The sequence below is a fragment of the Rhodococcoides trifolii genome (assembly GCF_014635345.1).
GTDB classification, from domain to species: Bacteria; Actinomycetota; Actinomycetes; order Mycobacteriales; family Mycobacteriaceae; genus Rhodococcoides; species Rhodococcoides trifolii.
In genome coordinates, this window is record NZ_BMCU01000006.1 from 199876 (window position 1) to 224990 (window position 25115).

The window sequence follows — 25115 nt, forward strand, 5'->3', positions numbered from 1 at the left end:
GATGACCGTGATCGACGAAACCCCACTGGTTCTCGGTCCTGAGGACTACCGCAAGGTCATGGGCCATATCCCGACATCGGTGTCGATCATCACGGCGACCACCGAGGCGGGACCAGCCGGAATGACGGTGGGCACCTTCACGTCGGTGTCCCTCGAGCCGCGACTGGTGGCGTTCTACGTCGATCTCGGGTCCACGACGTGGCCGGTGATCGCAGAGGCCGATTACTTCGGCATCAACGTCCTCGGGTCGCAGTCCCGCGAAATGTGCCGGGCCTTCTCGCGACGAGGTCAGGACCGCTTCGCCGGCGTTGCGTGGGAGCCCTCCCATCGGGGGGTCCCCATGCTCGACGGCGCGACCGTCACCGTGGAGTGTGCGCCGTACCGAGTCGACCGAATCGGCGACCACCTTCACGTCGTCGGAGAGGTGCTGGATCTCGTCAAGCGAGACGCAGAGGAACCGCTGATCTTCTTGCGCGGCGGATTCGTCGACCTTCCGTCCATTCCCCCCATGATGGTGAACGAGTGATCGCCGAACACGTCGATCTGACGCTTCGCCCGGGAGCCGGCGACGAGCTGGCAGAGGCGTTCACGGAGATTCGCGACCTTCTCCTGTCGGCCCAGGGGTGTTTGGACGCCAGTCTGTCGCGGAGCGTCGACCACGACGACACGTATCTACTGCGTGCGGTGTGGGATCGCCTCGAAGATCACACGGACGTCTTCGCGACGTCCGATGCGGGTGCTCGCGTTCGCGAGCTGATTCAGCCCCTGTGTGCGGATGTGCCCAGGGTCGTTCACTACGAAGTCTGATTACCGGCACGATCGAATCTGGCGCCCTTCTCATATTCAAAAGATATGGGAAGGGCGCCAAATTCATATTTGTCAGATGCCCTGACGGGGTCGAGACTGTGTTGTACGACATAGTGATCCCGCTCTCTCGTGGATCACTCGACAACCGACCAAGCGAAGAGGACCACTGAAATGATCGAAGTGAAAGTAGATTTCGCGCGGTGTGACGCGAACGGCACCTGCGCCGCCCTCATGCCCGACGTCTTCCAGATCGCCGCCAACGGACTGCTCGAGCAGCTGGCGGAGACCGTTCCCGACGACCGGGATCAAGACCTCGACGAGGTCATCCTCTGCTGCCCGATGGGGGCGATCTCGCGCGCATGAGCACTCTTCACGCCTTCGACCCCTTCGCTCCTGATTCCCTGGCCCACGTCGGCGGCGCTGCCGACGGTGCCGCCCTCGTCCAGGGCGACTACGGCTACGCGGTCCTCGACTTCGAGCTCGCGACCGCAGTGCTTCGCGACACGCGGTTCATCAACGCAGCGCTGACCTTGATGGAACAATTCGGTATCACGGACGGACCCGTCCACGACTTCCGTGCCAAGAGCGTGATCATGGCCGAAGGTTCGCAGCACATGCGGCTGCGAACCCCGCTCGCGCGCTTCATGGGCCCGTCCACCGTCGAGGATATTCGGACGGTTCTTCGCGAGATCATCGCCGACATCGACCCCGCCGACGGAACCCGCGGCCCGCTCGACTTTCACGCAGCGGTCGATCAGAAGATTCCGGCGCGTGTGTACTGCTATCTGGCCGGCGCACCCGCCGAGGACGCGCCGCGCGTGGCCAGCCTGTCGGCGCGCACTCTCGCGTTGCTGCAGCGTGATCCGAGCCTGAAGGACTCGATCCTCGAGGCCTACGACGAGTTGTTCGCCTACCTCGGGGAACTCATCGCAAGCAAGCGCTCCGCGGGCCTCGGCGACGACATGCTGTCGTTCCTCATCCGCCAGGAAGACGCCGGGAAACTGACGTCGGAGGAACTCCTCAGTGAGGCGACGGCCATGCTCGAGGCGAGTTCGGTCAATACCGCCCATCAGACCGGGCTGGTCGTGTGGACCTTGCTCCGCGACCGCGCAGCCTGGTCGAGGTTGATCGAGGATCAGTCGCTGATCCCGGCGGCCGTCGTCGAAGCGTGCAGGCTCTACCCGCGGCCCGGCATCGTCAGCAAGATCGCCTCCGTGGACATCGAACTCGCCGGGACCACGATTCCTGCGGGCTCGGATGTGCACGTCGCCGTCTGGTCGGCGAACCGGGACCCCAAGCGGTTCGACGATCCGAGCACCTTCGACCTGGATCGAGAGGCGAGCCAGCCACTCACCTTCAGCACCGGACTGCATGGTTGCCTCGGACAGAGCCTCGCGAAGGTCGAGATGGAGGAAGTCGTTCGATACCTCATCGAGAATCATCCGAATGCCGTGGTCGTGGACGAGGGAACCGAAATCGGTCACGGCGGCGGCAGATGGTTGGTCGGTTCCCTCGCTGTCGATCTCGATCCCGCACCGAGTTCGTCATGAGCGGCGATTCTCGTTCCGTCACCGAACATCTCGCGGCACACTGGGCGCAGACGACATACGACGATCTGCCTGACGACGTCATAGCAGGCATCAAGGATCACATCCTCGATACGCTGGCAATCGCTCTCGTCGGTAGCGGTACACCCGAGGTTCGCGGGGTCGTCGACGCACTGTCGGCATTCTCGGCCACCGATTCGGGATCGACCGTGTGGGGAACCGGGCTTCGACTCACGCCGGCGCAGGCGGCGCTCGTCAACGGAACATCGGCGCACGCACGAGATTTCGACGACGGGGGCGGTGCGGGCCATGCCGGTTCGACGGTTCTTCCCGCTGCCTTCGCGATCGCGGAGGTTGCCGGCAGTACCGGCCGAGATCTGATCACTGCCACGGTGGCTGGGTACGACATCGGATACCGGGCACTGGGGGCGCTCGGCGGTTTCGCCGTACACACCGACCGCGGGTGGCATTCGACCGGCACGATGGGCTCGCTGGCTGCCGCGGCGGCGGCGGCCAAGTGCCTGGGTGCCGACGCGGACACCTACGCGAACGCGCTCGGTATTGCGGGTTCCTTCACCGGGGGAGTGTGGGCCTTCATCGACGACGGTGCGATGACGAAGCGTCTGCATCCCGGTAAGGCCGGCGAAACCGGTGTAGACGCAGCGATACTCGCGTCCGGTGGAATCACCGGGCCGCACCGGATCTTCGAGGCTCAGTGGGGTGGGTTGTACTCGCTGTACGCCGGCGGTGAGGGACACACCGACCGAGCGTTGGCCGCGCTCGGGACCGACTTCAACGTCGCGTCGTCCTACATCAAGCCCTATGCGTGCTGTAGGGGGTGCCATTCGGCCGTCGACGTGGTCAGAGAACTCGTCACGACCCGCTCGCTCATCCCCGAAGATGTCACCTCGGTTGTCATCACCGCGGGCACGACCGCGGTGAACATGCTGTCGGTCTTCCCGATCGACACTGTCTTCGATGCACAGTTCAGCCTTCCTTACGCGGTGTCCCTGGCGCTGTGCGGAAGTCCGCTGGGGCTTGCAGATTACGACCCGCCACGGCTGAACGACCCGCAGATCGCATCCACGTTCGACAAAATTTCAATGGTCGTCGACGACTCGATCGAGATCGAGGACGGCCCCCGACTGGAGCTGACTCTGGCGGACGGTGAGGTGCTGGTCATCGAGTCCGGCAACCCGACCTTCGCACTCGGCTCGGCCAAGAATCCGATGAGCCACGCCGACGTCGTCGCCAAAGCGCGACTGCTGCTCGAGCCCCTCGGTGGCGACATCGCCGACCGCTTGGTCGATGCGGTGGAAACGCTCGACTCGGCTCCCGACCTGTCCGTCATCTTGTCCGTCCTGGCCGCCGAAAGGGTGCCCGCATCATGACTTCACCCGACTTCGACACACGAACCGAAGTGATTTCGGCCGAGCCGATCGAATCGATGGCCGCATTGCTGGACATCGACGTTCCCCACGCCCTCGGTGACGTGGTGCCGCCCATCTGGCATTGGTTGCACCTTCTTCCGCGAGACAAGCAAAGTGATCTCGGCGAGGACGGACATCCCGTCATCGGCATTCCGGCGCCTCCCGAGGGTGGGCGACGGCGCATGTTCGCCGGTGGACGCGTCACCACATTCGGGAGCCTGCGCATCGGTGAGCCCGCAACCAAGGTGACGTCGATCGCCAAGTCCGTCGACAAGACCGGCCGAACCGGGGCTCTCACCTTCACGACGGTCCTGCAGGAGATCACCCAGGGCGGTGAACTCGTCATTCGCGAGGAACAGGACATCGTGTACCGCGCCGGTGGGTCCGCGCCTCTACCGACTCCGGCTCCGTCGCCCGATCCGGTCACCGGACCGACGTTGTCGCTCCAGGTCGACGAAAAACTCTTGTTCCGGTTCTCCGCCTTGACCTACAACGCGCATCGCATCCACTACGACCTGGATTGGTGCCGCAAGGAGGGATACGACGGATTGGTCATCCACGGTCCGCTGCTCGCATTCATGATGGCCGATCACATGCGTCGACGCGGGCTTTCATTGCACGGCAGGACATTCGGCTATCGCTTGGTCTCACCGATGACGCAGCCGCAGACGTTCACCGTGGTTCCCGGACCGGACGGATTGGACAAGGGCGCAGCCGCCCGCAGTGCGGCCGGCGTCGTCTGCGCCACGAGCACTGTGACGGAGGAGGGGCGATGAAGACGGACGTTCTGGTGGTCGGCGGTTCGGTCGCGGCGATTCGAGCAGCGGAGACGATCGCACGCCACGCACCGGACCTGGGCGTCATCATCGTCAGCGACGAGGAGCACCCGCCCTACGAGCGCCCCCCGCTGTCGAAGGTCGGGCTGACCGATGACCTCGACCTCGCCGCGCTGACCTATCCGTCGGTCGCGGATCTGCAGTCCAAGGGCGTGCGTTTCGTGTTGGCCACGCGTGCAACGTATCTCGACGTGGCGGCTCGCAGAGTGGACACGCTCGACGCCTCCGGCGCGACGGGGAGCATCGAGTACGGCGCTGTCATCGTCACCACAGGATGCGAGCCGATCGTGCCGCCGCTGTTCCGCGACCTTCCAGACGTTTACTCGCTTCGGCACTTCCAGGATGCGACAGCGCTTCGATCCGCGGTCTCCGATCGGTCCCGGTCGGTCGCGGTGATCGGTGCCGGATTCATCGGCGGCGAGTTCGCGGCAACATTGGCCAAGGACGGGCGCGACGTCACCATCGTCGATCTCGCCGAGAAGCCTCTGGGCCGGTTCGGCGACCGTGTGGCCGCGGATTACGCTGCGCTGCATCGTGACTCGGGTGTCGCTTTGAAGCTCGGTGACGGCGTGGTCGGGTTGGCGGACACCCCGGACGGACGGGTGCTTCAACTCGCGAGTGGTGCGACGGTCCCGGCGGACGTCGTTCTGCTGGGTATCGGTGTTCGACCGTCCACCGACTGGCTTGCGTCGTCGGGCCTCACCCTGAACAACGGGGTGGAGTGCGACGAGCACCTGCGAGCAGCGGACCGTGTGTACGCCGCGGGGGACGTCGTGCGCTGGCCAAATCCTCGCTTCGACAGTGTCATGCGCATCGAGCACTGGACCAATGCGGCCGAGCAGGGTCGCGTTGCCGGCATGAACGCAGCGAACGTATTGACCGGCGCCGATCCGGTGGTCTGTTCCACCGTTCCTTATTTCTGGTCCGACCAGCACGGCAAGCGAATTCAGTTCTCGGGCTTCATTACCGGGGCCGAGGAGATCGTGGAGAGCCAGGGGCCGGACGGATCGCTGTTCGTGTACAGGTCGGGTGACGCCGTGACCGGCGTGCTGGCCTTCGAACGGCGAGCGGAGTTCGTGAAACTCCGTGCGATGCTGCGCCGCGAGACCTCTTGGGAGAGTGTCGAACCCATGCTCACCCTCGTGTCGTCTGCTCCGTGAGCTACGTGGGCGGGCCGGCTGCACCATGGGAGACCAGGGTGTCGAAGAATCGGTCGGCCACCGGTGTCACGACACCGCCGCGTCGGCGCACCACTCCCAGTGGCAGGTCCGGCCAGCCGTTCTCCACGGTCACCGACCGCACGCCGGGATGGCGATCGGCCATCTCGGTGCTCAACACGGACACTCCCACGCCTGCTGCGACCAAGGTGGCCGCGGTCTCGACGGTCGGAACCGACACGATCGAGGTCGGACTTCCGCCTGCGGAGGCGAAGCGGTCATCGAGCAATCGCGAGAGACTGCGGGCGCCCGGTACACGAGAGGGCAGAATCCACCGTTCGTTGCGGAGCTCCGAGAGTGGAATGTCGGTGCGGTCGGCCATCCACGAGGTGGGGGAGACAACCAGAATCAGCTGCGCGTGGGTGATGATAGTCGTAGACAAGGCCACATCGTTGACGGTCGGCAGCGGTTCCTGGGGCAGCACCGGCAGCACCGCGAGGTCGAGATAGCCGTCGGCGAGCTTCTCCAGCAAGGTCTGCGGATTGGCGTCGGTCAATTCCAGTGTGATGCGCGGGTGTTCGGCGAGGAATTCGGCAACGGCGGAGCTCACCACGCGCCAGAGGCCGATCGGTTCGGCTCCGATGCGCAGTTCGCCGTCGAGCCCCAGGCCCATCGAGCGGAGCGCGGAGGTGATGCGCTGCTCTTCGGCGATCAATCGACGACCCGCGCTCTGAAGGTATCTGCCGGCATCGGTGAGGGTGATGCCGCGCGCGTGCCGCTCGAACAACGCCACATCGAGTTCGGATTCGAGTTTGGTCATCGCGCTGCTGAGCGGCGGTTGCGACAGATGCAGTGCCCGCGCTGCTTCGGTAATGGATCCGGCGTCGGCAACCGCGAGAAAATACTTGACACTCCGGATGTCCATGCGCCGAGTGTATGGCAACCCCGAGGCAATGGCATTGGCCTTATCGGGCCGAGTACAGGATCGTAAACAACGGAGCGGCAACGACATTTCGCAGTCTCAACGCGGTCGAGTCGCCTGGAATGACGGAGGAATCGTGCAATACGAACAGCAGGTAATCGTCGCCGGAGCCGGCCCGACCGGATTGCTGACTGCATTGGGCCTTGCCCAACAGGGAATCAGCGTGTCCGTCGTCGAACGCGCGCCCGCTCTCCAGGACACGCCCCGAGCGATCGTCTACCACTGGTCGACACTGGACGGGTTGGCCCGGCTCGGACTTCTCGAACAAGCAACAGCCGCAGGCTTCTTGAAGCAGGACTACGCCTACCGCGTGCGAGACACCGGCGAAATAATCTCGTACGGTCTGGCGGCGCTGAACGGCAAGGTCGAGCGACCCTACAATCTGCACCTCGGGCAGGGCGCTCTCGCCGCTGTCGTTCTGCGGGAACTCGAGAAGTTCGACAACGCCCGCGTGCTGTGGAGTCACGAGATCGCCGGGATCGAGCAGGACGAGCGCGGCGTGCGGGTCTCGTTTGCCGGCGAGAACGCCGGCAAGGTTCTGGCGTCGGAGTGGCTCGTCGGTGCCGACGGCGCGGGTTCGACCGTCCGCCGTGTACTCGACCTCGGATTCGACGGGATGACCTGGCCGGAGCGTTTCGTTGCCACGAACGTCCGCTTTCCTGACACACGCGAAGGGTGGGCGCAATCGACGTTCTACGTCGACGATGTCTACGGGGCCATCATCGCCAAGATCGATGAAGCCGGTGAATTCGGCACGTGGCGCTACACCTACATGGAGGACGCGGAGCTCCCGGCCGACACCGTCCCCGACAGGATGCCGAGGTTTCTCTCCGCGGTCTTCGGTCCCGAGGTCGCGGCAGCCACCGAGGTGGTCGCGGCATCGCCGTACCGAATGCACCAGCGCGCGGCATCGTCCTTCCGCGCGGGCCGCGTTCTGCTCGCCGGAGACGCGGCCCACGCCACCAACCCGACCGGCGGCCTCGGGCTGACGATGGGTCTGTTCGATTCATTCGCGCTCATCGAGAGCCTCGGCGCGGTCGCGACGGGGCGCGCCGACGACGCCGTTCTGACGGCATATGCGGATCTGCGCCGGTCGGCCTTCGTGGACAAGGCGAGCCCGCGTGCGTCGTCGAACAAGAAACTGCTGTTCCACTCGTCCGATCCGGTCAAGCGCGACCAGGACCTGGAGATGTTCCGCCGGATGTCGCACGATCACGAATTCGCGGCCGAAGTTCTGTATTTCACCAAAACGCTCGAAAGCCCTTCTTTGCTGTCTGTCTAGGCCGTCACAGGTCAGTCGGTCACCCGAACGAAAGAATCCTCGTATGAATCCCCTCGACGGACTCACGATCGTGTCGTTGGAACAAGCCGTTGCGGCTCCATTCGCAACCAGGCAGCTCGCCGATCTCGGCGCGCGCGTCATCAAAATCGAACGCCCCGGTGTGGGTGATTTCGCGCGAGGTTACGACGAAACGGTGAACGGACTGGCAAGTCATTTCGTGTGGCTCAACCGCTCGAAGGAGTCCGTGGCATTGGATCTGAAGACGGATGCGGGGCGAGATGCAGTGCAGGCGTTGGTGGCTCAGGCTGACGTCTTCGTTCAGAACCTTGCTCCGGGAGCGGCGGAACGGCTCGGTCTCGGGGCCGAGCAACTACGGGAACACAATCCGCGGCTGATCCACGTCTCGATATCCGGGTACGGGACGGGCGGACCATATTCGTCCAAGAAGGCGTACGACCTCCTCGTTCAGTGCGAAGCCGGTTTGGTGTCCATCACGGGAACCGAGGACGAACCGTCCAAGGTCGGTATCTCGATCGCGGACATCGCGTCGGGCATGTATGCATACTCGGGCGTTCTGACAGCCGTCATTCGACGCGAACGCACGGGCGAGGGCGCGACCATCGAGGTCTCGATGCTCGAGGCGTTGTCCGAGTGGATGGGATTTCCGCTCAATTACGCGATGTACGGCGGAACCGCGCCCGGCCGAACCGGAGCCCGGCACGCTGCGATCGCACCGTACGGACCGTTCACGTGCGGTGACGGCAACGAAGTATTCCTGGGCATCCAGAACGAGCGGGAATGGGCCATCTTCTGCGATCGAATTCTGGGCTCACCCGAGCTCGCGTCCGATCCGCGGTTCGTGCGCAATTCTCTGAGAGTCGAGCACAACGCGGAACTGCGCGCCGAGATCGAGCGTGTTTTCCAGCCGTGGGCCGCAGAGAAGGTTGCCGCCCTGCTGGAGGAGGCCGGGATCGCGAACGCCCTACTGCGCTCGATGGACGGATTGGCCGCCCATCCGCAACTCGAGGCGCGCAACAGGTGGCGCTCGTACCAATCGCCGGTCGGTGAATTGCGCGCGTTGATTCCGCCGGTGACGATGTCGAACTCGGCCGCGGTCATGGGCCCGATACCCGAGGTCGGCCAGCACACCGAGGCTGTCCTGGCCGAATTCGGGATTGCCCCCGAGGTCGCTGCGGGAGTGTGACGGTGACGACGAAAGTTGCTGTGCCAGAGTCCGCTTCGCTGGTGGCGAATGCGACCACCTTTCTGTTCGTTCCCGGTGACCGTCACGATCGTTTCGACAAGGCCGCGAGGGCCGGCGCCGATGTCGTCGTTCTCGACCTCGAGGACGCCGTGGCTCGTGAGGACAAGCCGGCCGCGCGGGCCGAGGTGGTGCGGTGGCTCGCCGCCGGCGGCCGCGGCTGCGTCCGGATCAATGCGAGCGACGACGACGATCACGTGGACGATCTGGAAGCTCTCGCGGACCTGGAGGGGCTGACGGCCGTCATGGTCCCGAAGGCGGACCTCTCGGTCGACTATTGGGACATCGGCCGCAGGTTGAAGTGTCCCGTCGTTGCGCTCGTCGAGTCCGCGGTGGGTCTGGACAGCGTGCGTGCCGTCGCCGCCGACCCCAACGTCTCACGTATTGCGTTCGGGCATTTGGACTATGCGCTCGATCTGGGATGCGAACCTGCTCGCACGGCAATGCTGCATGCTCGGTCGGAGCTGGTGCTCGCATCGCGATTGGCCGGTAAGCCTGGCCCGGTGGACGGTGTGACAGCGGCGTTGGACGACAGTGTGGCGTTGGCGGAGGACCTGCGCCACGCGATCGAAGTGGGAATGCGCGGCAAGCTGCTGATCCACCCGTCGCAGATCGCGGCCTGCCGGGCGGCGTTTCTGCCCACCGAGATCGAGATCGACCGCTCCAGGGCGATCGTGCGCGCCGCCGAAACCGGCGCCGCCGTTCGGGTCGACGGTTTCATGGTGGACGCTCCCGTGATCGCCCGTGCGCGTGCGGTCCTGCGGGCCGCCGGCCTTTCCGGCAACTGACGGTCGACAGCCCAGGATCCGCTGAACGAATAGCCTCACCTGCAGTAATACGCCCGGAGTATGACGGCAGGGAAGATCCTGGCATTGCACGCAGGGTGGAGTCGGCCCAAGATCGACAGTGATCGGGGTCTCACCGAAATCCGGTACATCGCCCCGTCCTCGTACAAGGAGAAGCCACATGTCTGTCACCGTCGACCGGACGATTGATCTCGACCGCAAGCAATTCTTCATCGACGGGGCGTGGGTCGACCCAGTGCGCGTCGAGTTGCGCGATCAGATCGAGGCCGCCACGGGCGAGCGCATCGGCGTCGCGGCCATCGGCGGAGAAGCCGACATCGACGCCGCCGTGCGGGCAGCTCGCCGCGCGCTCGACGACGGCCCGTGGGGCCGCACGACGGCAGCCGAACGTGCAACGCTGATGCGCGCCTTCGCCGACGCACTCGATTCCCGCGCCGGGGACACCGCGACTCTCGTCAGCCGCGAGAACGGCATGATCTTCGGACTCTCCCAGGCGCTGAACGGCGGGGCCCCCGGTGCTCTCCTGCGGATGTACGCCGACATCGTCGAGAACCTTCCCCTCGAGGAGGTCCGCCCCAGCCAGGCGGGTTCGAGCATCGTCCGCCGAGTCCCGGTCGGAGTGGTCGGGGCCATCGCCCCGTGGAACTTCCCGCAGGCGCTGGCGATGTTCAAGATCGCTCCTGCGCTGGCGGCGGGCTGCACCGTCGTGCTCAAGCCGTCTCCCGAAACTGCACTCGACTCATACGTTTTCGCCGATGCGGCCGTCGAGGCCGGCCTGCCGGCAGGTGTGCTGAACATCGTCCTCGGCGACCGTGACGCGGGCGCGTCGCTGGTGTCGCACCCATTGGTCGACAAGATCGCGTTCACCGGATCCACCGAGGCGGGACGCATCATCGGCGCCGAGTGCGGGCGTCTGCTGCGCCGTTCGACCCTCGAACTCGGCGGCAAGTCCGCTGCCATCGTCCTCGACGACGCGAACATCGACACATTGGTTGCCGGTCTGGACAACGCATCGTTCCTCAACAACAGCCAGACCTGCACGACGCAGTCGCGGATCCTCATCGCACGCTCGCGTTACGAGGAAGTTGTCGAGGCCATCGGAAACTTCGCCGACCAGTTCGTTGTCGGTGACCCCCTCGATCCGGCGGTCACCATGGGTCCGATGGCAACCAGTACGCACCGAGACAAGGTTCTGAGTTACATCGACATCGGAAAGAATTCGAACGCACGCCTGGTGACCGGCGGCGGTCGGGTCGACGGTCTCGATCGTGGATGGTTCGTCCAGCCAACGGTTTTCGCCGACGTCGACAACTCCGATCGCTTGGCACGCGAGGAGGTATTCGGCCCGGTGATGGCCCTGATGCCGTTCGACGACGACGACGACGCGGTGCGGATCGCCAACGACAGCAACTACGGCCTCGGCGGTTCCGTCTGGAGTGCCGACGAGGACCGTGCGCTCGGTGTGGCCCGGCGCGTCCGCACGGGAACGATCGGACTCAACTACTACACCCTCGATCTCGGTGCGCCGTTCGGCGGCTTCAAGGACTCCGGGCTGGGACGCGAACTCGGTCCCGAAGGCATCAACGCCTATCTCGAGTACCAGTCCGTGTACGCCTCGACCAAGTACCTCCCGTGAGCGGGGTCGCGTCGACTCCGGCGGAGGTCGCGTCGGCGTACTTCGCCGGTGTCACCGCCGGTGATGCGGGTGCAGTGAAGGCGCTGTTCGCCGCTGATGCGTTGCTGCAGAACGCATCCGGAACGTTGGTGGGCGCCGAGGCGATCGGCCGAATGTACGAAGGTGGTTTCGCGGCAGCCACAATGGCGCCGGCGCCGCGCACGTACGTCGTCGACGGGGACCGCGTGGCGGTCGAGATCGACCTCGACGTGAACGGCCGCACCGTTGTGCTCGGAGACTTCTTCACCGTCCGCGAGGGCAAGATCACGCGGTTGGCGATCTATAGCTTGAACCCGGACGGCGGCCGTCTCCTGAACGACGTGGGCGTCGATCCTGCCAAACAGAACTCAACTCAACTTTCAGCAGAGGGAGCGTCATGAAGATCGCGATTTTCGGTCCGAGCAGGCGAGTGGGCGTGGTGGTCGACAATGACGTCGTCGACATCAACGGTGCGTACGCGAAGTACGTGGCCGATACCACGGATACCGCTCGCTCTACCGCGGCGGCAGCACTAGAGGTGCCGGCCGACCTCAACTCTTTCATCGAGCAGGGTGCCGGCGCGTTGGCCGGCGCGAAGGCTGCACTCGCTCACCTGTCGGCAAACTCCATCACGACCGGCCTCGACGGCGAGCGGCTCGTGTTCGCCCTCGATTCTGTGCGACTTCACGCGCCGATCGACGGGAAGTCGCGCGTCTTCGCCGCGCTGGCGAACTTCGCCGACCACATGCAAGCTGCTGCGGACAACACGGCCAGTGGCAGCGACAAAGCCACCCTCAGTCGTCTGGTGAGCGGCGGACCCAAGTACTTCATCAAGGATCCGCGCGTCGTGTCCGCAGACGGCGACGATCTGCAGTTCCCCCGTCGAACCGATCTGCTCGACTACGAAGCCGAGGTCGCGGTGGTGCTGGGCAAGCGTGGCAAGGATATTGCCGCCGACGACTTCGGCTCGTACATCTACGGATACACCCTCGTCAACGACTGGTCGATTCGCGACAATGTCTCCTTCGGACCGGACTTCCAGTACTCGAAGAACTTCGACGGCTCGGCCACCGTCGGTCCGTGGATAGTCGTGGACGAGGGCCTCGATCCTCAGGACATCGACGTGGAGGCTCGCGTCAACGGCGAGGTCCGCCAGAGTGGCAATACCAAGTCGATGATTCACAGCTTCGCCGCTCTCGGGGAATACCTCTCCCGCGACTCGACGCTGTTTCCCGGCGATCTCATCAGTGGCGGTACACCCAAGGGAACCGCGGTCGATTCGAGCATTCGAGATTCCGAGGGTGGTTTCGAGGACGACTCTGCTTTCCTGAACCCGGGTGATGTCGTCGAAATCTCCTCTCGCGCAATCGGGTCCGTCACCAACACGGTCACGGGTACTCGGACAGGGAAGAAGTAGGGCATGGCCACGAAGAAGTATTCCGTCGGCGGGATCGATTACGACCGGCCGTTCAAGATTCGTCGGCTCAATCACTTCGGAATCAGCGTCGCCGACACCGGTGAGGCAGTGTCGTTCTACCGCGACATTCTCGGATTCGCGGTGGCGGACATGTTGGACCTGAACAAGTACGATCCGGGTCCCTGGCTGGACGGACTGGCCGACACCAAGATCTACTTCCTTCGCCACAACGCCGACCACCACACCCTCGTACTGATGCCGCGCCCGTGGGTGGACAAGAACGAGCGTCCCGACCGCGCCGACATCACCGTCAACCAGATCACCTGGCAGGTCGGGTCGTTGCGTGAAGTTGTTCAGGCTCGCCTGTGGCTCGAAGAGCAGGGCTCGAAGATCGATCGGTACGGCCGTGACCCGGGTTCGAACTGGCACACGTACTTTCCCGATCCGACCGGTCATACCAACGAGCTCGAGTACGGTATCGAACAGGTCGGCTGGGACGGGGTCAGCAAGCCGGAAGTCATGTGGCCCTGGGCGAACGAGCACCCCGAGCTGCCGACGAGGTCCGAGGGGACCGAACTCGCGGATGCCGAGGCCGAAGGAATCGACCTCACGACCGGGCACCGATGGGTCGATACGCTTCCCAAGACGTTCGACGTCGGGGGTGTTCTCCTGTCCCGGCCCTTCAAGCCCGTCCGTATCGGACCGGTGAGCATTTTCGTTGCCGATCTCGATGCGGCCGAACGTTTCTACACCGAGACACTCGGGTTGGTGAAGTCGGAGGAGACTCTCGTGGAGGGTCACCGGGCCGTGTTCCTGCGTGCCAACACCGAGCACCACAGCATCGGACTCTTCCCGGTCGAGGCACGAAGCGCTCTGGGGCTCAGCGACAGCACGACCCTGCTCTCCTTCGGTGTCCAGGTCGGCTCCTACGAGCAGCTTCGCGAAGCCGCGACATTCCTCGAGGCCAAGGGGGTCAAACTGATCGACCTTCCGCAGCAGGTGCATCCGGGCATCGACTACGTGATCCACGCCGTCGCGCCCGACGGCCATGTCATGGCGCTGTACTACTACATGGAGCAGGTCGGTTGGGACGGCGCCGTGCGGGCGCCGGAAACCCGTCGGGTGGTCGAACCCGGGGTGTGGCCGCAGACACTGGAGCCGATGTCCGACACCTATGGCGGCGAAACGTTCTGGGGACCGCTCGGGTGAGCGGCGCACACGACGGCACGACCGACAAGCGCGTTGCGGCGGTCACCGGCGCGGCGCAGGGGCTCGGGGCGGAAATCGCCGAAAGGCTTGCTCTCGACGGCTTCTCGCTGGTACTCCTCGACCTTCAAGAGGCGGGCCTCGAGCGAACCAAGAAGCACATCGAGTCGGTCGTTCCCGGAATCGACATCCTCACCGCGGCAGTCGACCTCTCCGAGGAAAGCGCGGTGTCCGCCTCGTTCGCGACCATCGACACCCACTTCGGGCGGCTGGACGCGTTGGTCAACACCGCCGGCGGAAGCGGCACGGCGCAGGTCCGTAGTCTCGACGACGTCACCGCGGACGTGTGGCGGAAGGTGCTGGACAACAATCTCACCAGTGCCTTCCTCTGTAGCCGAGAAGCGGTGCCGCTCATGCTTCGACACTCCTACGGTCGAATCGTCATGTTCTCGTCCGCCGTCGCGAACGGGCTGTCCGGACCCTCGGGCACGGTCGGTGCCCGGCTGCCGTACGCAGCGTCGAAGGCCGCGGTCAACGGTTTGACGAAGCAACTTGCCAAGGATCTCGGAACCACCGGTATCACCGTGAACTCGGTGTCGCCTGGCCTGGTTCTGCCCGACGAAGGAAGGGTACGAGCGTCGTTCGAGGCGCTGTCCAACGAGGCCCAGGCTGCGACCAGAGCAGCAATTCCGTTAGGGCGCACCGGAACCGGAACCGAAATTGCAGCGGCGGTAGCGTATCTCGTGTCCGAGCCCGCCGGTTTCACATCGGGCTGCATCCTCGCAGTCGACGGGGCCGCGACGTGACTGCCGCGGCGCCACTCGTCTTCGTCCCTGCGCTGGGCTCCGACGACCGGTTGTGGCGGCCCGTCGCCGACCGCTTGTCGGCGACACAGGAGACGATCGTCGTTCGGGGCGAGGGCAATTCGATGGAGGCCATGGCCGACAGCGTGCTCGCGCAAGCCCCGGATCGGTTCTACCTCGCCGGCAATTCGATGGGAGGGTATGTCTCGTTGGAGATCGCTCTCCGCCTATCGCCGCGGGTACTCGGTCTCGCACTCCTCAATTCGTCCGCCGTCGCGGCCGATGCTGGGCGCCGCGAGAACTCGTTGCGACTGATCGAAATGGTCACCCACGGTGCGTTCGACGAGGCGGTTACGTTGATCTCGACTGCTGTCGGGCGCGGTTTACCAGGCGTGGCAGAACTCGCCGCCAGCATGGCGCGCGATCTCGGGCCGGAGGTCTTCGTGGCCCAGCAGATCGCAGTGATGACCCGGCGCGATCGGCGCGAAGAACTGTCGTTGCTGACCCTTCCGACCCTCGTGATAGCGGGAACCGAGGACGCAATCACGCCGGAAATGCTGGGTGAAGAGATCGCCGACGCCGTGCAGGGGGCGGAATTGACAGTGCTCGACGGCGTGGGTCACCTCTCGACCGTGGAAGCACCCGACGCCGTCGCGGAGCGACTCGGTCGGTGGCTCGACCATGCACGAGCAATCTCGGACACGACTACGGCGGACTCGCGTTCATGAAATCGTTCGATCACACCACGCTCGGACAACGTGTCATGTTCGGACGCGGCGGTGCCGTGAAGAACGTCGTCGCCGCGCTGGATTCTCTGTCCGCGTCTCGGGTGCTGGTCATCGCGGACGCGTTTGTCGCCGAACTCGCCGACACGATTGCGACCCGGGTGCCGGTCATGGCCCGTATCGACGAAATCGTGCAACACGTGCCGGTGGCCAACGGGAACGCGGCCGTCGCGCTGGCCCGCGCCGAGACGGTCGACGCGATCGTCAGCATCGGCGGAGGATCCGCAACCGGACTCGCCAAAGTCGTTGCGCGCGAGACCTCGATCCCGATCGTCGCCGTGCCGACCACCTTCGCCGGCTCCGAGGCAACCGACGTCTGGGGCCACACCGAGGGCGACCGCAAGACGACGGGAACGGACCCACGGGTGCTTCCTGCCACGGTCGTCTACGACGCAACACTGTTCGCGTCACTGCCGGGTCCACTGACGCTCGCGTCCGGACTCAATGCACTCGCCCACGCCGTGGACGGCTTCTGGGCGCCACGTGCCGACCCGATCAACACCGCTCTGGGGACGGAGGGCATTCGAGCCCTCGTTCCCGGACTGCGCGGTATTGCGCACAACGCAACAGATCTCGACGCGCGCGAGTCGACAATGTACGGTGCGTATCTCGCGGCAGTGGCGTTCGCATCGGCCGGCAGCGGGCTGCATCACAAGATCTGTCACGTGCTCGGGGGCGCATTCTCGCTGTCGCACGCCGATACCCACGCCGTGGTGCTGCCGTACGTGACGCAGTTCAATGGTGGGTCGGCGCCCGAGGCGGCACGTCGAGTGTCCGACGCGCTGGGCGGTGCGCCGGCTGCACAGGGCCTGTATGAGCTTCGGCGCGAGCTGGTGACCGTCGATTCGCTGCGCGCACTGGGTATGCCGGAGAGCGGTATCGATCATGCCGTCGACCGGGTGCTTCCCCTTGTGCCGCCGTCGAATCCGCGTCAGGCGACGCGGGAGAACCTGCGTGAGTTGATCGTCGCGGCCTGGGCCGGTGATCCGGTGAAGCACCACGATTCCGAGGAGCAGAGATGACCGAGGTTCTGAACGACGCACACAGCGCAACGGTCGTGCAGACAGCGCGTGAGCAGGCTTTGGTCGAGACGGTGGTGGCATCGTTCGACGGTGCCACCGACGACCGTCTGCGAACCATCTTGCAAACCGTGGCGCGGCACGTTCACGCTGCGGCGCGCGAGCTGCAACTGACGGAAATCGAGTGGGAGTCGATGATTACGTTCCTCACCGAGACCGGGCAGACGTGCACGGACACGCGGCAGGAGTTCATCCTGCTGTCCGACGTGCTCGGGTTGTCCATGCAGGTGATCGGAATGAACAACCCGCCTGTGGCGGACGCGACCGAGGCCACGGTGTTCGGCCCGTTCTTCGTCGAGGGCGCTCCGCACATCGAGCTCGGCGGCGACATGGCCTTGGGCGCGCCCGGAGAACCGTGCTGGGTCACCGGGAGCGTCTCCGGGACCGACGGTGCCCCGATTGTCGGCGCTCGTATCGAGGTGTGGGAAGCGGACGAGGCCGGGCAGTACGACGTGCAGTACGGCGACGACCGACAGGCTGCGCGGGCACATCTGTTCTCGGACAACGACGGTGGGTTCCGCTTCTGGGGTCTGACTCCGACTCCGTATCCGATACCACACGACGGTCCCGTCGGGAGGATGCTCGAGGCCGCCGGTCGTTCACCGATGCGTGCGAGCCATCTGCACTTCATGGTGACCGCACCGGGTTACCGCCGCCTGGTCACTCACATCTTCGTCGAGGGCGACGAGATCGGTTGGAAAGACGCGGTCTTCGGCGTGAAGGAGTCGTTGATCAAGTCCTTTGCTCGTCACGCCTCCGGTCCCACACCCGACGGCCGATACGTCACGTCGTGGAGCGAGGTCACCTTCGATATCGTCCTCGCGGCGGCCGACCGGAACTAGACGGCGTCCGCCTCGACCTCCGTGGTCGCGAAGTGACCGGTGACGTAGTCCAGAAACGCCCTCGCCGCGCTCCCGGTCGGCCCGTAGTTTCGTGTGATCGCACCGTAGAAGCGGAAGGCATTCGCGTCGGAGATCGGAATCGTCACGGTCGGAGTCTGTTGATCCACAGGAGGAACCGGCACGATTGCGATTCCGCTGCCGTGACGCACGAGAGCGCGCAGGGTCGACAGTTCGGTCGCTTCGATGCTGATGCGGGGGGTCAATCCCGCGTCGTCGAACAGCCGGTCGACCACGTGTCGTAAGCCGTAGCTGGGGCCGAGCGCGATCATGGGCCGAGTTGCGATCTCGGCAATGGAGATCGACTGTCGGCCGGCGAACTCGTCGTTCGGTGGAACCTCGAGGCACAACAGTTCTCGGCCCAGGGGTACCCAGGCGAGGTCCTCGGCATTGGGGCGGGGTGCGACGAACCCGACGTCTACCCGCCCGCTCCGTACCGCTTCCACAATCGCGTCGGCGGCCCCACCCTCCAACTCGAAGCTGGTCAGCGGTGCTGCAACATGATATTTGTCCAGCAGTGACGGTATGAGCCACGATCCGAACGAGTGCAGGAAACCGAGCGACACCACACCGCGTTCGGGATCGACGAGAGTTCTTATTCGCTCTTCGCCCTGCGTCAACTCCTTCATTGCGCGTACAGCGTGGGCCCGATAAATTTCGCCGTATTTGTTCAGGCGCAAGCGGTTCTGGTTTCGATCGAACAGTTTGACACCGAGCTGCCGTTCGATTCTGGCCAATGCTCGAGACAGGGTCGGCTGGCTCACGTGCAGTTGGGTCGCTGCGTTGGTGACGTTCTCGGTCCGCGCCAGGACCACGAACCACTCGAGCTCACGAACCTCCATGTTCGACAAACCTTTCCGTCAGTGCTGTCGACGGGCGGGAGTCAGTTCGTCCGTAAGGGACTCTGCAGTGCGTCCGTCTATGGTGTCGGCTCGAACCAGGTGCGGAATCGCGGCGGAGACCAGCAGCTTGACCGTTGCCGGGTCGTCGAGCGGAATCAGGGTAACCCCATCGGCCACTCGCGCAGCCCCGATATCGGAAACGAGACCGGCCAGTCCGGAAGGCGTTCCCACATAAAGGAAATTGGACCGTGCATCGCGTGGCGCGAGAGCAAGGTCCCGGTACGCAATTCGCGCGTCGCGTGCGGTCGGCGCGAGCAGTATCTCGACGTCGAGCAGGACCGATCCACTGTCGCCGTTGCACCGGACTTCGTTGTAGGCAGCAGTGGCCATCTGCAGATCGACGGCGCGAATGCGGCGGACCGAGGAATTGTCCGTCGCGCCGTTCACGGTGACGACGACTCTGCGATTGCTGCCGGAAACGCAATGATGGTCGAGGGATCCCTGGTTTCGTGTTATCGACATGCTCTCAGTGTTGCAGCGATCACAGCATCTGATTCGGTCGACAATGCGGCAGCAGTCATGCTCTGGGTGAATGGTTCGAGGCGCAGACAGCTGGGTCGACGAGATTGCAACGGTTCGCCTTCGGGCCCATCGAACTGCGGACGACGACAGGGGCCGATCGAGTACATTTCAAGCGGCGTCGGGGGCTGGTCACGAGGGCGGTCTGGATGGCAAGCAACACCGGTATCCGGTCGTGGTCCGAGCGTGCGCGGAACGCTCGGGTGTCATGGCGGTCCACGGCCCGTGACGGTGATCCTGTCCGCTCGGACCTCGTCATCGTCGAAGGTCTCGCCACGATCGCCGCACTGTGCACGGTGCTGTTCGGCGCGGTGGTGATCTGGATGGCGACCGATGAGGACTACACGTTCGCGTGGTGGTCGAAGACGTACACGTTCGGGGTCGCCGCTCTCTCCGCCTACGTCCTGTACTCATTGCACACTGCGCGTGCCAGTCTCTTCTACCGGCACACGGACATCGTCACGCTGGTGTCCGCGATCCTGATCGTCGGCAGTCCGGTTATCGGTTACGCCAGCGCCGGGTCCGCGTACCCTGCCTTCGGACTGGTGTTGGCCATCGTGGCCTTCGCCGGAATACTGGAACGGCGCACGCATATCGTCGCGTTCACTGCTGCGGCGGTGTCGGCGTGGATCGCGCTGGCCGTTGCACACGGAACCGAGGTCAGCGTGGAGACGTTTGCGGTATCGGTGCTCCGGACGGTTCTCGTCGTCGCGGTGATTCATTTCTTCCGTGTGAAGACCATCGACCTGCTGTGGGAGAAGTACCGGTACGTCGAACAGGCGCGAGCCGTGGCGGAATCGCTGTCGCACGCCGACGATTTGACCGGCCTGGCGAACCGTCGCGGTCTGCAGCGCCGCGCTACGCCCGAACTGGAGCGATGCCATCGGGCCTCGTCGCCCCTGGGTGTTCTGTACCTCGATGTCGACGGGCTGAAAGACGTCAACGACCACCTCGGGCACGACGCGGGAGATGCAGCGTTGGTACGTCTGGCCGACACGCTGACCACCGCCTTCCGTGGCCAGGACATCATTGCCCGCGTCGGCGGTGACGAATTCGTTGTCGTTCTCCCCGATACGGACGAAGCGGAGGCGCTCGATCTCGGTGTGTCAGCCAGGGAGATGTTGTCGACCGCCGAGGTGTCCGTCAGTGTCGGACTCGCGGTGTGGACCCCGGGACCGATTGTCCCGGATCTGGACGACTTGGTCAGCCGGGCAGACAACGCGATGTATCGCGAAAAGTCCCGACGCAGAGACTGATTCCGCTTGGTTTCACACCGGTAGAACGTGGCACCGAGTTCTGTGGAGTGACCTGGTCGAGACCGAATCATTTCACGATAGTGCGCTTCTCCGCCGCTGCGAGGGTCTGAGCGAGCAGAGTCGCGATGGTCATCGGTCCTACGCCCCCCGGTACGGGTGTGATCCATGCGGATCGTGCTGCGGCTGACTCGAATTCGACGTCTCCGCGATTGTCTACATAGCCGGCGTCGACTACCACGGCGCCGAGTTTGATCCAGTCACCTTTGATCAAGTCGGGCACCCCGGCCGCAGCCACGACGATGTCGGCTTCGCGAATGTGGTTCTCGAGATCGCCAGTTTTCGAGTGACAGAACGTCACGGTCGCATCGCGTTCGAGCAGCAGCATTCCAACGGGTTTCCCCAGAATGGCACTGCGACCCACTACCACTGCCCGAGAGCCAGCGAGTGGTATTTCGTAGGCATCGAGCAGCGCGATGATGCCTCCCGGAGTGGCGGATGAAAAACCGTCGGCCGAGAATGCCATCGCTGCGAACGACGCTCTGGTGACTCCATCGACGTCCTTCGCAGGGTTGATTGCCTCGAAGGCGGCCCGTTCGTCCACTCCGGGTGGAACGGGGTGCTGGAGGAGGATTCCATCCACATCGGGGTCCGAAGACAGCTCAGTAATTACACGAACCAGGTCTCCGGTGCTCGTCGATTCCGTCAGATCGATTCGTCTGGAGGTGATCCCGACCTGTTTACACCTGTTGACCTTCATTCGCACATAGGTGTGCGATGCCGGATCATCTCCGACCAGAATCGTGGCCAGAACAGGCGCACGCCCGCGCGTCCGAAGGAACTCGGCAGCACCGACCGCGACGCTGTCCAGCATGGTCTTGGACGTGGTCCTACCGTCCAACAACTGGGCTCGCATGAAACTCCTCGTCTGCGATCTCGGCAAAAATCAGAAAACTACGGTTTGATTTCCGTCTCGGATCACACGATCATCACAGTGCCACGCCACTGCACGGGAGAGCACCTGGCGTTCGACATCGGCTCCCTTGCGTTGGAGTTCTGCCGCTGATTGCGCGTGGGACACACGAACCACGTCCTGCTCGATGATGGGCCCTTCGTCCAGATCCTCAGTGACGTAGTGAGCGGTGGCTCCGACCAACTTGACACCGCGGTCCTTGGCCTTTTGATAGGGACCGGAGCCGATGAAGGCAGGCAGGAAAGAGTGATGGATGTTGATCACCGGAGCCCCTAAGCGTTGCAAGAACTCACCCGAGAGGATTTGCATGTAACGCGCAAGGACAACGAGATCTACGTTGTCGGTAAGCAATTCGAGGTGGCGTTGCTCCGCGATCGAACGTGCATCGCGATCGACCGGTACGTGAAAGAACGGAATACCGAAGCCCCGGACGTCGTCGCCGAGGTCCGGATGGTTCGAGATGACCATTGCGACCTTCATGTGGATGTCGCCCCGACGCTGTCTCCACAGCAAGTCCAGGAGGCAATGATCAGTCTTCGACGCCATTATTGCTACTCGTTTGGGTGTGCCGGCGCGAGTCAGCTGAAACGTCTGTCCCAGATCGTGCAGGACGTTCTCGAGCTCGTCGGACAGCGAGGACATCTGCGACGCGAGGTCGTCGAGGTGAAATGTGGTGCGTTGAAAAAAACGTCCACCAGCAGGATCGGACGAATATTGATCCAGCGACACGATGTTCGCGCCGTACTTGGCCAGGAGGGCCGATACTGCGGCAACGATTCCCTCACGATCGTCACCCTTGACAATCAGTACGCCGAGATCCGATGCGCCTGTGATCAGCGAAGACATGGGTAGTGTGGCCTCTTCTGCTAAGCGGGTGTCGACGTCAGGTCGATGTCTTTGTTCGCGGGCAGGTCCAGATAGGGATAGCGCTCCACGGTCGCACGAATGTGCTTGATCCGCCCGTCGGCGTAACCCCAGTGCAACACTACCTGAGTACCGATATCGGCTAAATCTACATCAATCGTCGAGTGGGACAACATCTCTCGATAATAGTAGGAGTACACCGCCAGTGACGAAACGCCGACCTGCCTGCCGTCGACAGTCACTTTGTCTGCGTGGTCTCCTGCCGGTGATTGCGGCGTGGTCGGAAATTCGAAGTTTCGATATTCCGCGCCCTGTTCGAACTGTGAGGAGAACACATCGAGTACGTCCTCCTTGTTCCACCGCAGGACAACGGTCTTGCGTCGCGGGGACGCCGCTTCGGCTTCGAGTGCCTCGCGTCCGATGAAATCGTGGTCGAACTTCGCCATCCAACCCCAGTTGACCTCGAACGGAGTGCGTAGGCGAGCCCTGATGTCGTACCGATCGGTGCTACCGCTGAACGGACCGCTGGTCTGGTGCGGTGGGAGCGCTGCGCCGAACAACGGATGAGACACGAAGCCTGGGTCGGCGAACGCCGCCGGAAGGAACGTACATCCCTGTTGAGGAAACCCGCCCTCGGTGTGGTTGACAACGTAGGTACGCCAGCCCAACCGTTGAATACCGAAGCTCTCACCTGCGCGATAGACCGCATCGAACACGGCGGGACCATGCTCGAGGTCGCCACGAACCTCGTAGGCGAGTGTGCCCGACATGCCAATTCTGGACAGTTCGATGGTGGCCGCCGGGTCGATACCGGGGATCCGAATGTTTCGAATTTCGAGAAAGGCCAAGGATCTCAGGGGCTCACCGGTGAGCTCTTCCAGAATCTCGAGCGAGGATGGACCAGCAACCTGAAAGATGAATATCTCGCGCATCCCGATCTCTACGTCGATCCCGAGGTCGGGCGCTTTGTACAGTGCCCACGGCATTGCGGCGAAGTGTCGGTAGGACTCTTCGCCGTCGCGGACCGTGAGACCATGATTGGCGATATAGCCGTTCTCGTCGAGCATGACGAGGTGTTTCGATTTACCGATCGGCCACTTCTCGACGTTGTTGATGCTCAACCTCGACAAGAATGCGCGCGCATTGGGTCCGCTGAAGGTGAATTCCGGCATTCCGGAAAGATTGGACGCGATGTACGCGCTGGTTTTCCAGGCCATGGATTCCTTTTTCCAGCCGTCCCCTTCCCAGATGTGGAGGTTACCGAGGATGTTGAGGTAGGTCGGCACATCCGGGTACGACGGTACGTCGCTGAGCGTCGCCGCTCCTCGGGTTTGCTGCACTGCGTTGTCGACGCTCATGGGCGCTGCTCTCTTTTCCTGCTGGGGGAGTACATGATGGAAAACGTGAAAGATCAGGATGCGGAACCGATTCGGTCGTATCGGAGGCCCTTGACACTTTCGAGAACCGATCGGAGGGAAGCAGGCGCTTGTCCTGTGATTTGTTCGACGTGCCCGGACAGCAGCGCCTGATACCCGCGAGCGACCGCCAGGTCTGCCGACACCAGTTCGTCGCTGGCCCACATGTGCCCCTCGGGGTTCGGGGGCATGTCCGGGTCGTACGTCCTCGGCATTCCGACGGAATCGAAGAACGCGAGCCGCTCCCGCTCGGACACGGGTCGGTAGGAGATGGGAGTCTCGAACACCTCTGATCCGAGGCGGACAATCTCGGTCATCGACAACAGTTCTGGCCCGGTGATCTCGTACACGGTGTCGACGTGCCGATCAGGGGAGGTGAGTATCGAGGTGGCTGCTCGCGCCACATCGACTTTGGAGACGGGCGCCAAGGACCCGTATCCCGTGGCCATCTCGAGTACGCCTTCGCGCGCCGCTGGCGCCAACCAGATGGCACTCACGATCTCCGCGTACAGGGCGTTGCGCAGGATCGAATAAGCCAGGCCGCTGGTCCGCAGGTCCCGCTCGGTTTCCAGGTGATCGATGGCAGAGAGTGCTGGATTGCCCGGCTGCACTCCACCTACCGAGGTGTAGACAACATGACGGATACCGGCCCGTTTCGCAGCATCGATGGCGCTGCGATGTTCGGTGGTGCGGCGGCCGAGATTGAGCCCGCTGACGAGCAGGAGGATGTCCCCGCCCCGATACGCTTCGTCGAAGAGTTCAGGCCTCTCGAAATTGCCCCGCCGAACACTGACGTTCGGTCCTTCGACTTCGATCTTGGCAGGGGTCCGGGTGACGAGCGTCAGCTCGCGACGCGGGTCCTCCGCTAGAAGCTGCTGCGTGACACGGCCGGCCAAGTCGCCCGAGGCTCCACTGATGACAATCCGGGTCATGGGTAATCCTCCGTCGCGCCGTAAATTACTGGTAGGTACCAAGTTTCAACCCTGATCGTGACGAAGGCAACACCGCGAAGTTCGGCCCGACTATGCCTTGAACGAATAGTTCCGATGTGTTGGTTCAGATCAGGCGAGGTGCCCCGACCACAGCCACTGAGCACCGTCGCGACAACGCAATTGCAGGTGTCTCAATGTAGGGAACAGGTCGCGAGAACCCCGTGGTCGCCACGTGCAAGCAGAGGAGCGGAGTAGGGAAGACCACGACGAGGAGCCCGATACTCACCAGGACCCGTTCGACGCCTG

Annotated in this window: 26 protein-coding genes; 19 read left to right on the forward strand and 7 right to left on the reverse strand. The window is 63.8% G+C overall.

What is annotated here, in order from left to right; all coding sequences use genetic code 11:
- The first annotated feature begins 1 nt into the window (after nt 1).
- The 7 genes from IEW02_RS22830 to IEW02_RS22860 all read left to right on the forward strand — a co-directional run bounded on the left by IEW02_RS22830 (nt 2) and on the right by IEW02_RS22860 (nt 5780).
- Nucleotides 2-526 carry a flavin reductase family protein gene (locus IEW02_RS22830; protein ID WP_188547314.1) on the forward strand — a complete coding sequence of 175 codons (525 nt, stop codon included), beginning with the start codon at nt 2-4 and terminating at the stop codon, nt 524-526.
- On the forward strand, nt 523-807 hold the full coding sequence (locus IEW02_RS22835; RefSeq protein ID WP_188547316.1) for an antibiotic biosynthesis monooxygenase family protein: 285 nt from the start codon (nt 523-525) through the stop codon (nt 805-807). The genes IEW02_RS22830 and IEW02_RS22835 overlap by 4 nt, the downstream gene beginning before the upstream one ends.
- 171 nt (nt 808-978) lie before the next feature.
- Nucleotides 979-1170, forward strand: coding sequence for a ferredoxin (locus IEW02_RS22840; RefSeq protein ID WP_188547318.1), 192 nt, complete (start codon nt 979-981; stop codon nt 1168-1170).
- Complete coding sequence (locus IEW02_RS22845) at nt 1167-2357, forward strand: cytochrome P450 (protein ID WP_188547320.1); 1191 nt, start codon at nt 1167-1169, stop codon at nt 2355-2357. The genes IEW02_RS22840 and IEW02_RS22845 overlap by 4 nt, the downstream gene beginning before the upstream one ends.
- A complete protein-coding gene (locus IEW02_RS22850; RefSeq protein WP_188547322.1) occupies nt 2354-3745 on the forward strand; it encodes an MmgE/PrpD family protein in 1392 nt (463 codons plus the stop codon). The genes IEW02_RS22845 and IEW02_RS22850 overlap by 4 nt, the downstream gene beginning before the upstream one ends.
- On the forward strand, nt 3742-4560 hold the full coding sequence (locus IEW02_RS22855) for an HTD2 family dehydratase (RefSeq protein ID WP_188547324.1): 819 nt from the start codon (nt 3742-3744) through the stop codon (nt 4558-4560). The genes IEW02_RS22850 and IEW02_RS22855 overlap by 4 nt, the downstream gene beginning before the upstream one ends.
- Nucleotides 4557-5780, forward strand: a complete 1224-nt coding sequence (locus IEW02_RS22860) for an NAD(P)/FAD-dependent oxidoreductase (protein ID WP_188547326.1) — start codon at nt 4557-4559, stop codon at nt 5778-5780. The genes IEW02_RS22855 and IEW02_RS22860 overlap by 4 nt, the downstream gene beginning before the upstream one ends.
- 1 nt (nt 5781) lies before the next feature.
- Here the strand turns inward: IEW02_RS22860 and IEW02_RS22865 are convergent, their stop codons facing one another.
- Complete coding sequence (locus IEW02_RS22865; protein WP_188547328.1) at nt 5782-6702, reverse strand: LysR family transcriptional regulator; 921 nt, start codon at nt 6700-6702, stop codon at nt 5782-5784.
- Nucleotides 6703-6835: 133 nt separating this feature from the next.
- Between IEW02_RS22865 and IEW02_RS22870 the strand changes: the two genes are divergently transcribed.
- From IEW02_RS22870 to IEW02_RS22920, 11 genes are all read left to right on the forward strand, one after another.
- The gene (locus tag IEW02_RS22870; RefSeq protein WP_229746254.1) at nt 6836-8041 is read left to right on the forward strand and encodes an FAD-dependent oxidoreductase; all 1206 of its coding nucleotides are present in this window, start codon (nt 6836-6838) and stop codon (nt 8039-8041) included.
- Between the two features lie 43 nt (nt 8042-8084).
- Nucleotides 8085-9245 (forward strand): CaiB/BaiF CoA transferase family protein, encoded by a 1161-nt coding sequence (locus tag IEW02_RS22875; protein ID WP_188547330.1) that lies wholly within the window; start codon nt 8085-8087, stop codon nt 9243-9245.
- Nucleotides 9246-9265: 20 nt separating this feature from the next.
- Nucleotides 9266-10090: an HpcH/HpaI aldolase/citrate lyase family protein gene (locus IEW02_RS22880; protein WP_229746255.1), complete on the forward strand. Its 825-nt coding sequence runs from the start codon at nt 9266-9268 to the stop codon at nt 10088-10090.
- 178 nt (nt 10091-10268) lie between these two features.
- Entirely contained in the window at nt 10269-11744 is a 1476-nt protein-coding gene (locus tag IEW02_RS22885; RefSeq protein WP_188547333.1) for an aldehyde dehydrogenase, read from the forward strand.
- Nucleotides 11741-12163 (forward strand): nuclear transport factor 2 family protein, encoded by a 423-nt coding sequence (locus tag IEW02_RS22890; protein ID WP_188547335.1) that lies wholly within the window; start codon nt 11741-11743, stop codon nt 12161-12163. The genes IEW02_RS22885 and IEW02_RS22890 overlap by 4 nt, the downstream gene beginning before the upstream one ends.
- Nucleotides 12160-13179: a fumarylacetoacetate hydrolase family protein gene (locus IEW02_RS22895; protein WP_188547337.1), complete on the forward strand. Its 1020-nt coding sequence runs from the start codon at nt 12160-12162 to the stop codon at nt 13177-13179. The genes IEW02_RS22890 and IEW02_RS22895 overlap by 4 nt, the downstream gene beginning before the upstream one ends.
- 3 nt (nt 13180-13182) lie before the next feature.
- Nucleotides 13183-14388 carry a VOC family protein gene (locus IEW02_RS22900; protein ID WP_188547339.1) on the forward strand — a complete coding sequence of 402 codons (1206 nt, stop codon included), beginning with the start codon at nt 13183-13185 and terminating at the stop codon, nt 14386-14388.
- Nucleotides 14385-15191 (forward strand): SDR family NAD(P)-dependent oxidoreductase, encoded by an 807-nt coding sequence (locus IEW02_RS22905; RefSeq protein WP_188547341.1) that lies wholly within the window; start codon nt 14385-14387, stop codon nt 15189-15191. Before IEW02_RS22900 ends, IEW02_RS22905 begins: the two co-directional genes overlap by 4 nt.
- A complete protein-coding gene (locus IEW02_RS22910) occupies nt 15188-15916 on the forward strand; it encodes an alpha/beta fold hydrolase (protein WP_188547343.1) in 729 nt (242 codons plus the stop codon). Before IEW02_RS22905 ends, IEW02_RS22910 begins: the two co-directional genes overlap by 4 nt.
- Nucleotides 15913-16995, forward strand: coding sequence for a maleylacetate reductase (locus IEW02_RS22915; protein WP_188547345.1), 1083 nt, complete (start codon nt 15913-15915; stop codon nt 16993-16995). Before IEW02_RS22910 ends, IEW02_RS22915 begins: the two co-directional genes overlap by 4 nt.
- A complete protein-coding gene (locus IEW02_RS22920; protein ID WP_188547347.1) occupies nt 16992-17894 on the forward strand; it encodes a hydroxyquinol 1,2-dioxygenase in 903 nt (300 codons plus the stop codon). Before IEW02_RS22915 ends, IEW02_RS22920 begins: the two co-directional genes overlap by 4 nt.
- On the opposite strand, the gene IEW02_RS22925 is transcribed toward IEW02_RS22920, so the two are convergent.
- Both IEW02_RS22925 and IEW02_RS22930 read right to left on the reverse strand, forming a co-directional pair.
- The gene (locus tag IEW02_RS22925) at nt 17891-18793 is read right to left on the reverse strand and encodes a LysR family transcriptional regulator (protein ID WP_188547349.1); all 903 of its coding nucleotides are present in this window, start codon (nt 18791-18793) and stop codon (nt 17891-17893) included. The genes IEW02_RS22920 and IEW02_RS22925 overlap by 4 nt on opposite strands.
- A gap of 18 nt (nt 18794-18811) precedes the next feature.
- Nucleotides 18812-19315: a hypothetical protein gene (locus tag IEW02_RS22930; RefSeq protein ID WP_188547351.1), complete on the reverse strand. Its 504-nt coding sequence runs from the start codon at nt 19313-19315 to the stop codon at nt 18812-18814.
- A 206-nt stretch (nt 19316-19521) separates the two neighbouring features.
- Between IEW02_RS22930 and IEW02_RS22935 the strand changes: the two genes are divergently transcribed.
- Entirely contained in the window at nt 19522-20628 is a 1107-nt protein-coding gene (locus tag IEW02_RS22935; protein WP_188547353.1) for a GGDEF domain-containing protein, read from the forward strand.
- Nucleotides 20629-20695: 67 nt separating this feature from the next.
- Here IEW02_RS22935 and IEW02_RS22940 read toward each other — a convergent pair whose 3' ends face one another.
- The 4 genes from IEW02_RS22940 to IEW02_RS22955 are packed head-to-tail and all read right to left on the reverse strand — an operon-like array spanning nt 20696 to nt 24809.
- Complete coding sequence (locus IEW02_RS22940) at nt 20696-21541, reverse strand: bifunctional 5,10-methylenetetrahydrofolate dehydrogenase/5,10-methenyltetrahydrofolate cyclohydrolase (protein WP_188547355.1); 846 nt, start codon at nt 21539-21541, stop codon at nt 20696-20698.
- A 30-nt stretch (nt 21542-21571) separates the two neighbouring features.
- Nucleotides 21572-22444, reverse strand: coding sequence for a formyltetrahydrofolate deformylase (gene purU / locus IEW02_RS22945; protein WP_188547357.1), 873 nt, complete (start codon nt 22442-22444; stop codon nt 21572-21574).
- 20 nt (nt 22445-22464) lie between these two features.
- Nucleotides 22465-23820, reverse strand: coding sequence for an aminomethyl transferase family protein (locus tag IEW02_RS22950; RefSeq protein ID WP_188547359.1), 1356 nt, complete (start codon nt 23818-23820; stop codon nt 22465-22467).
- A gap of 53 nt (nt 23821-23873) precedes the next feature.
- Complete coding sequence (locus IEW02_RS22955; protein ID WP_188547361.1) at nt 23874-24809, reverse strand: NAD(P)H-binding protein; 936 nt, start codon at nt 24807-24809, stop codon at nt 23874-23876.
- Between the last annotated feature and the right edge of the window lie 306 nt (nt 24810-25115).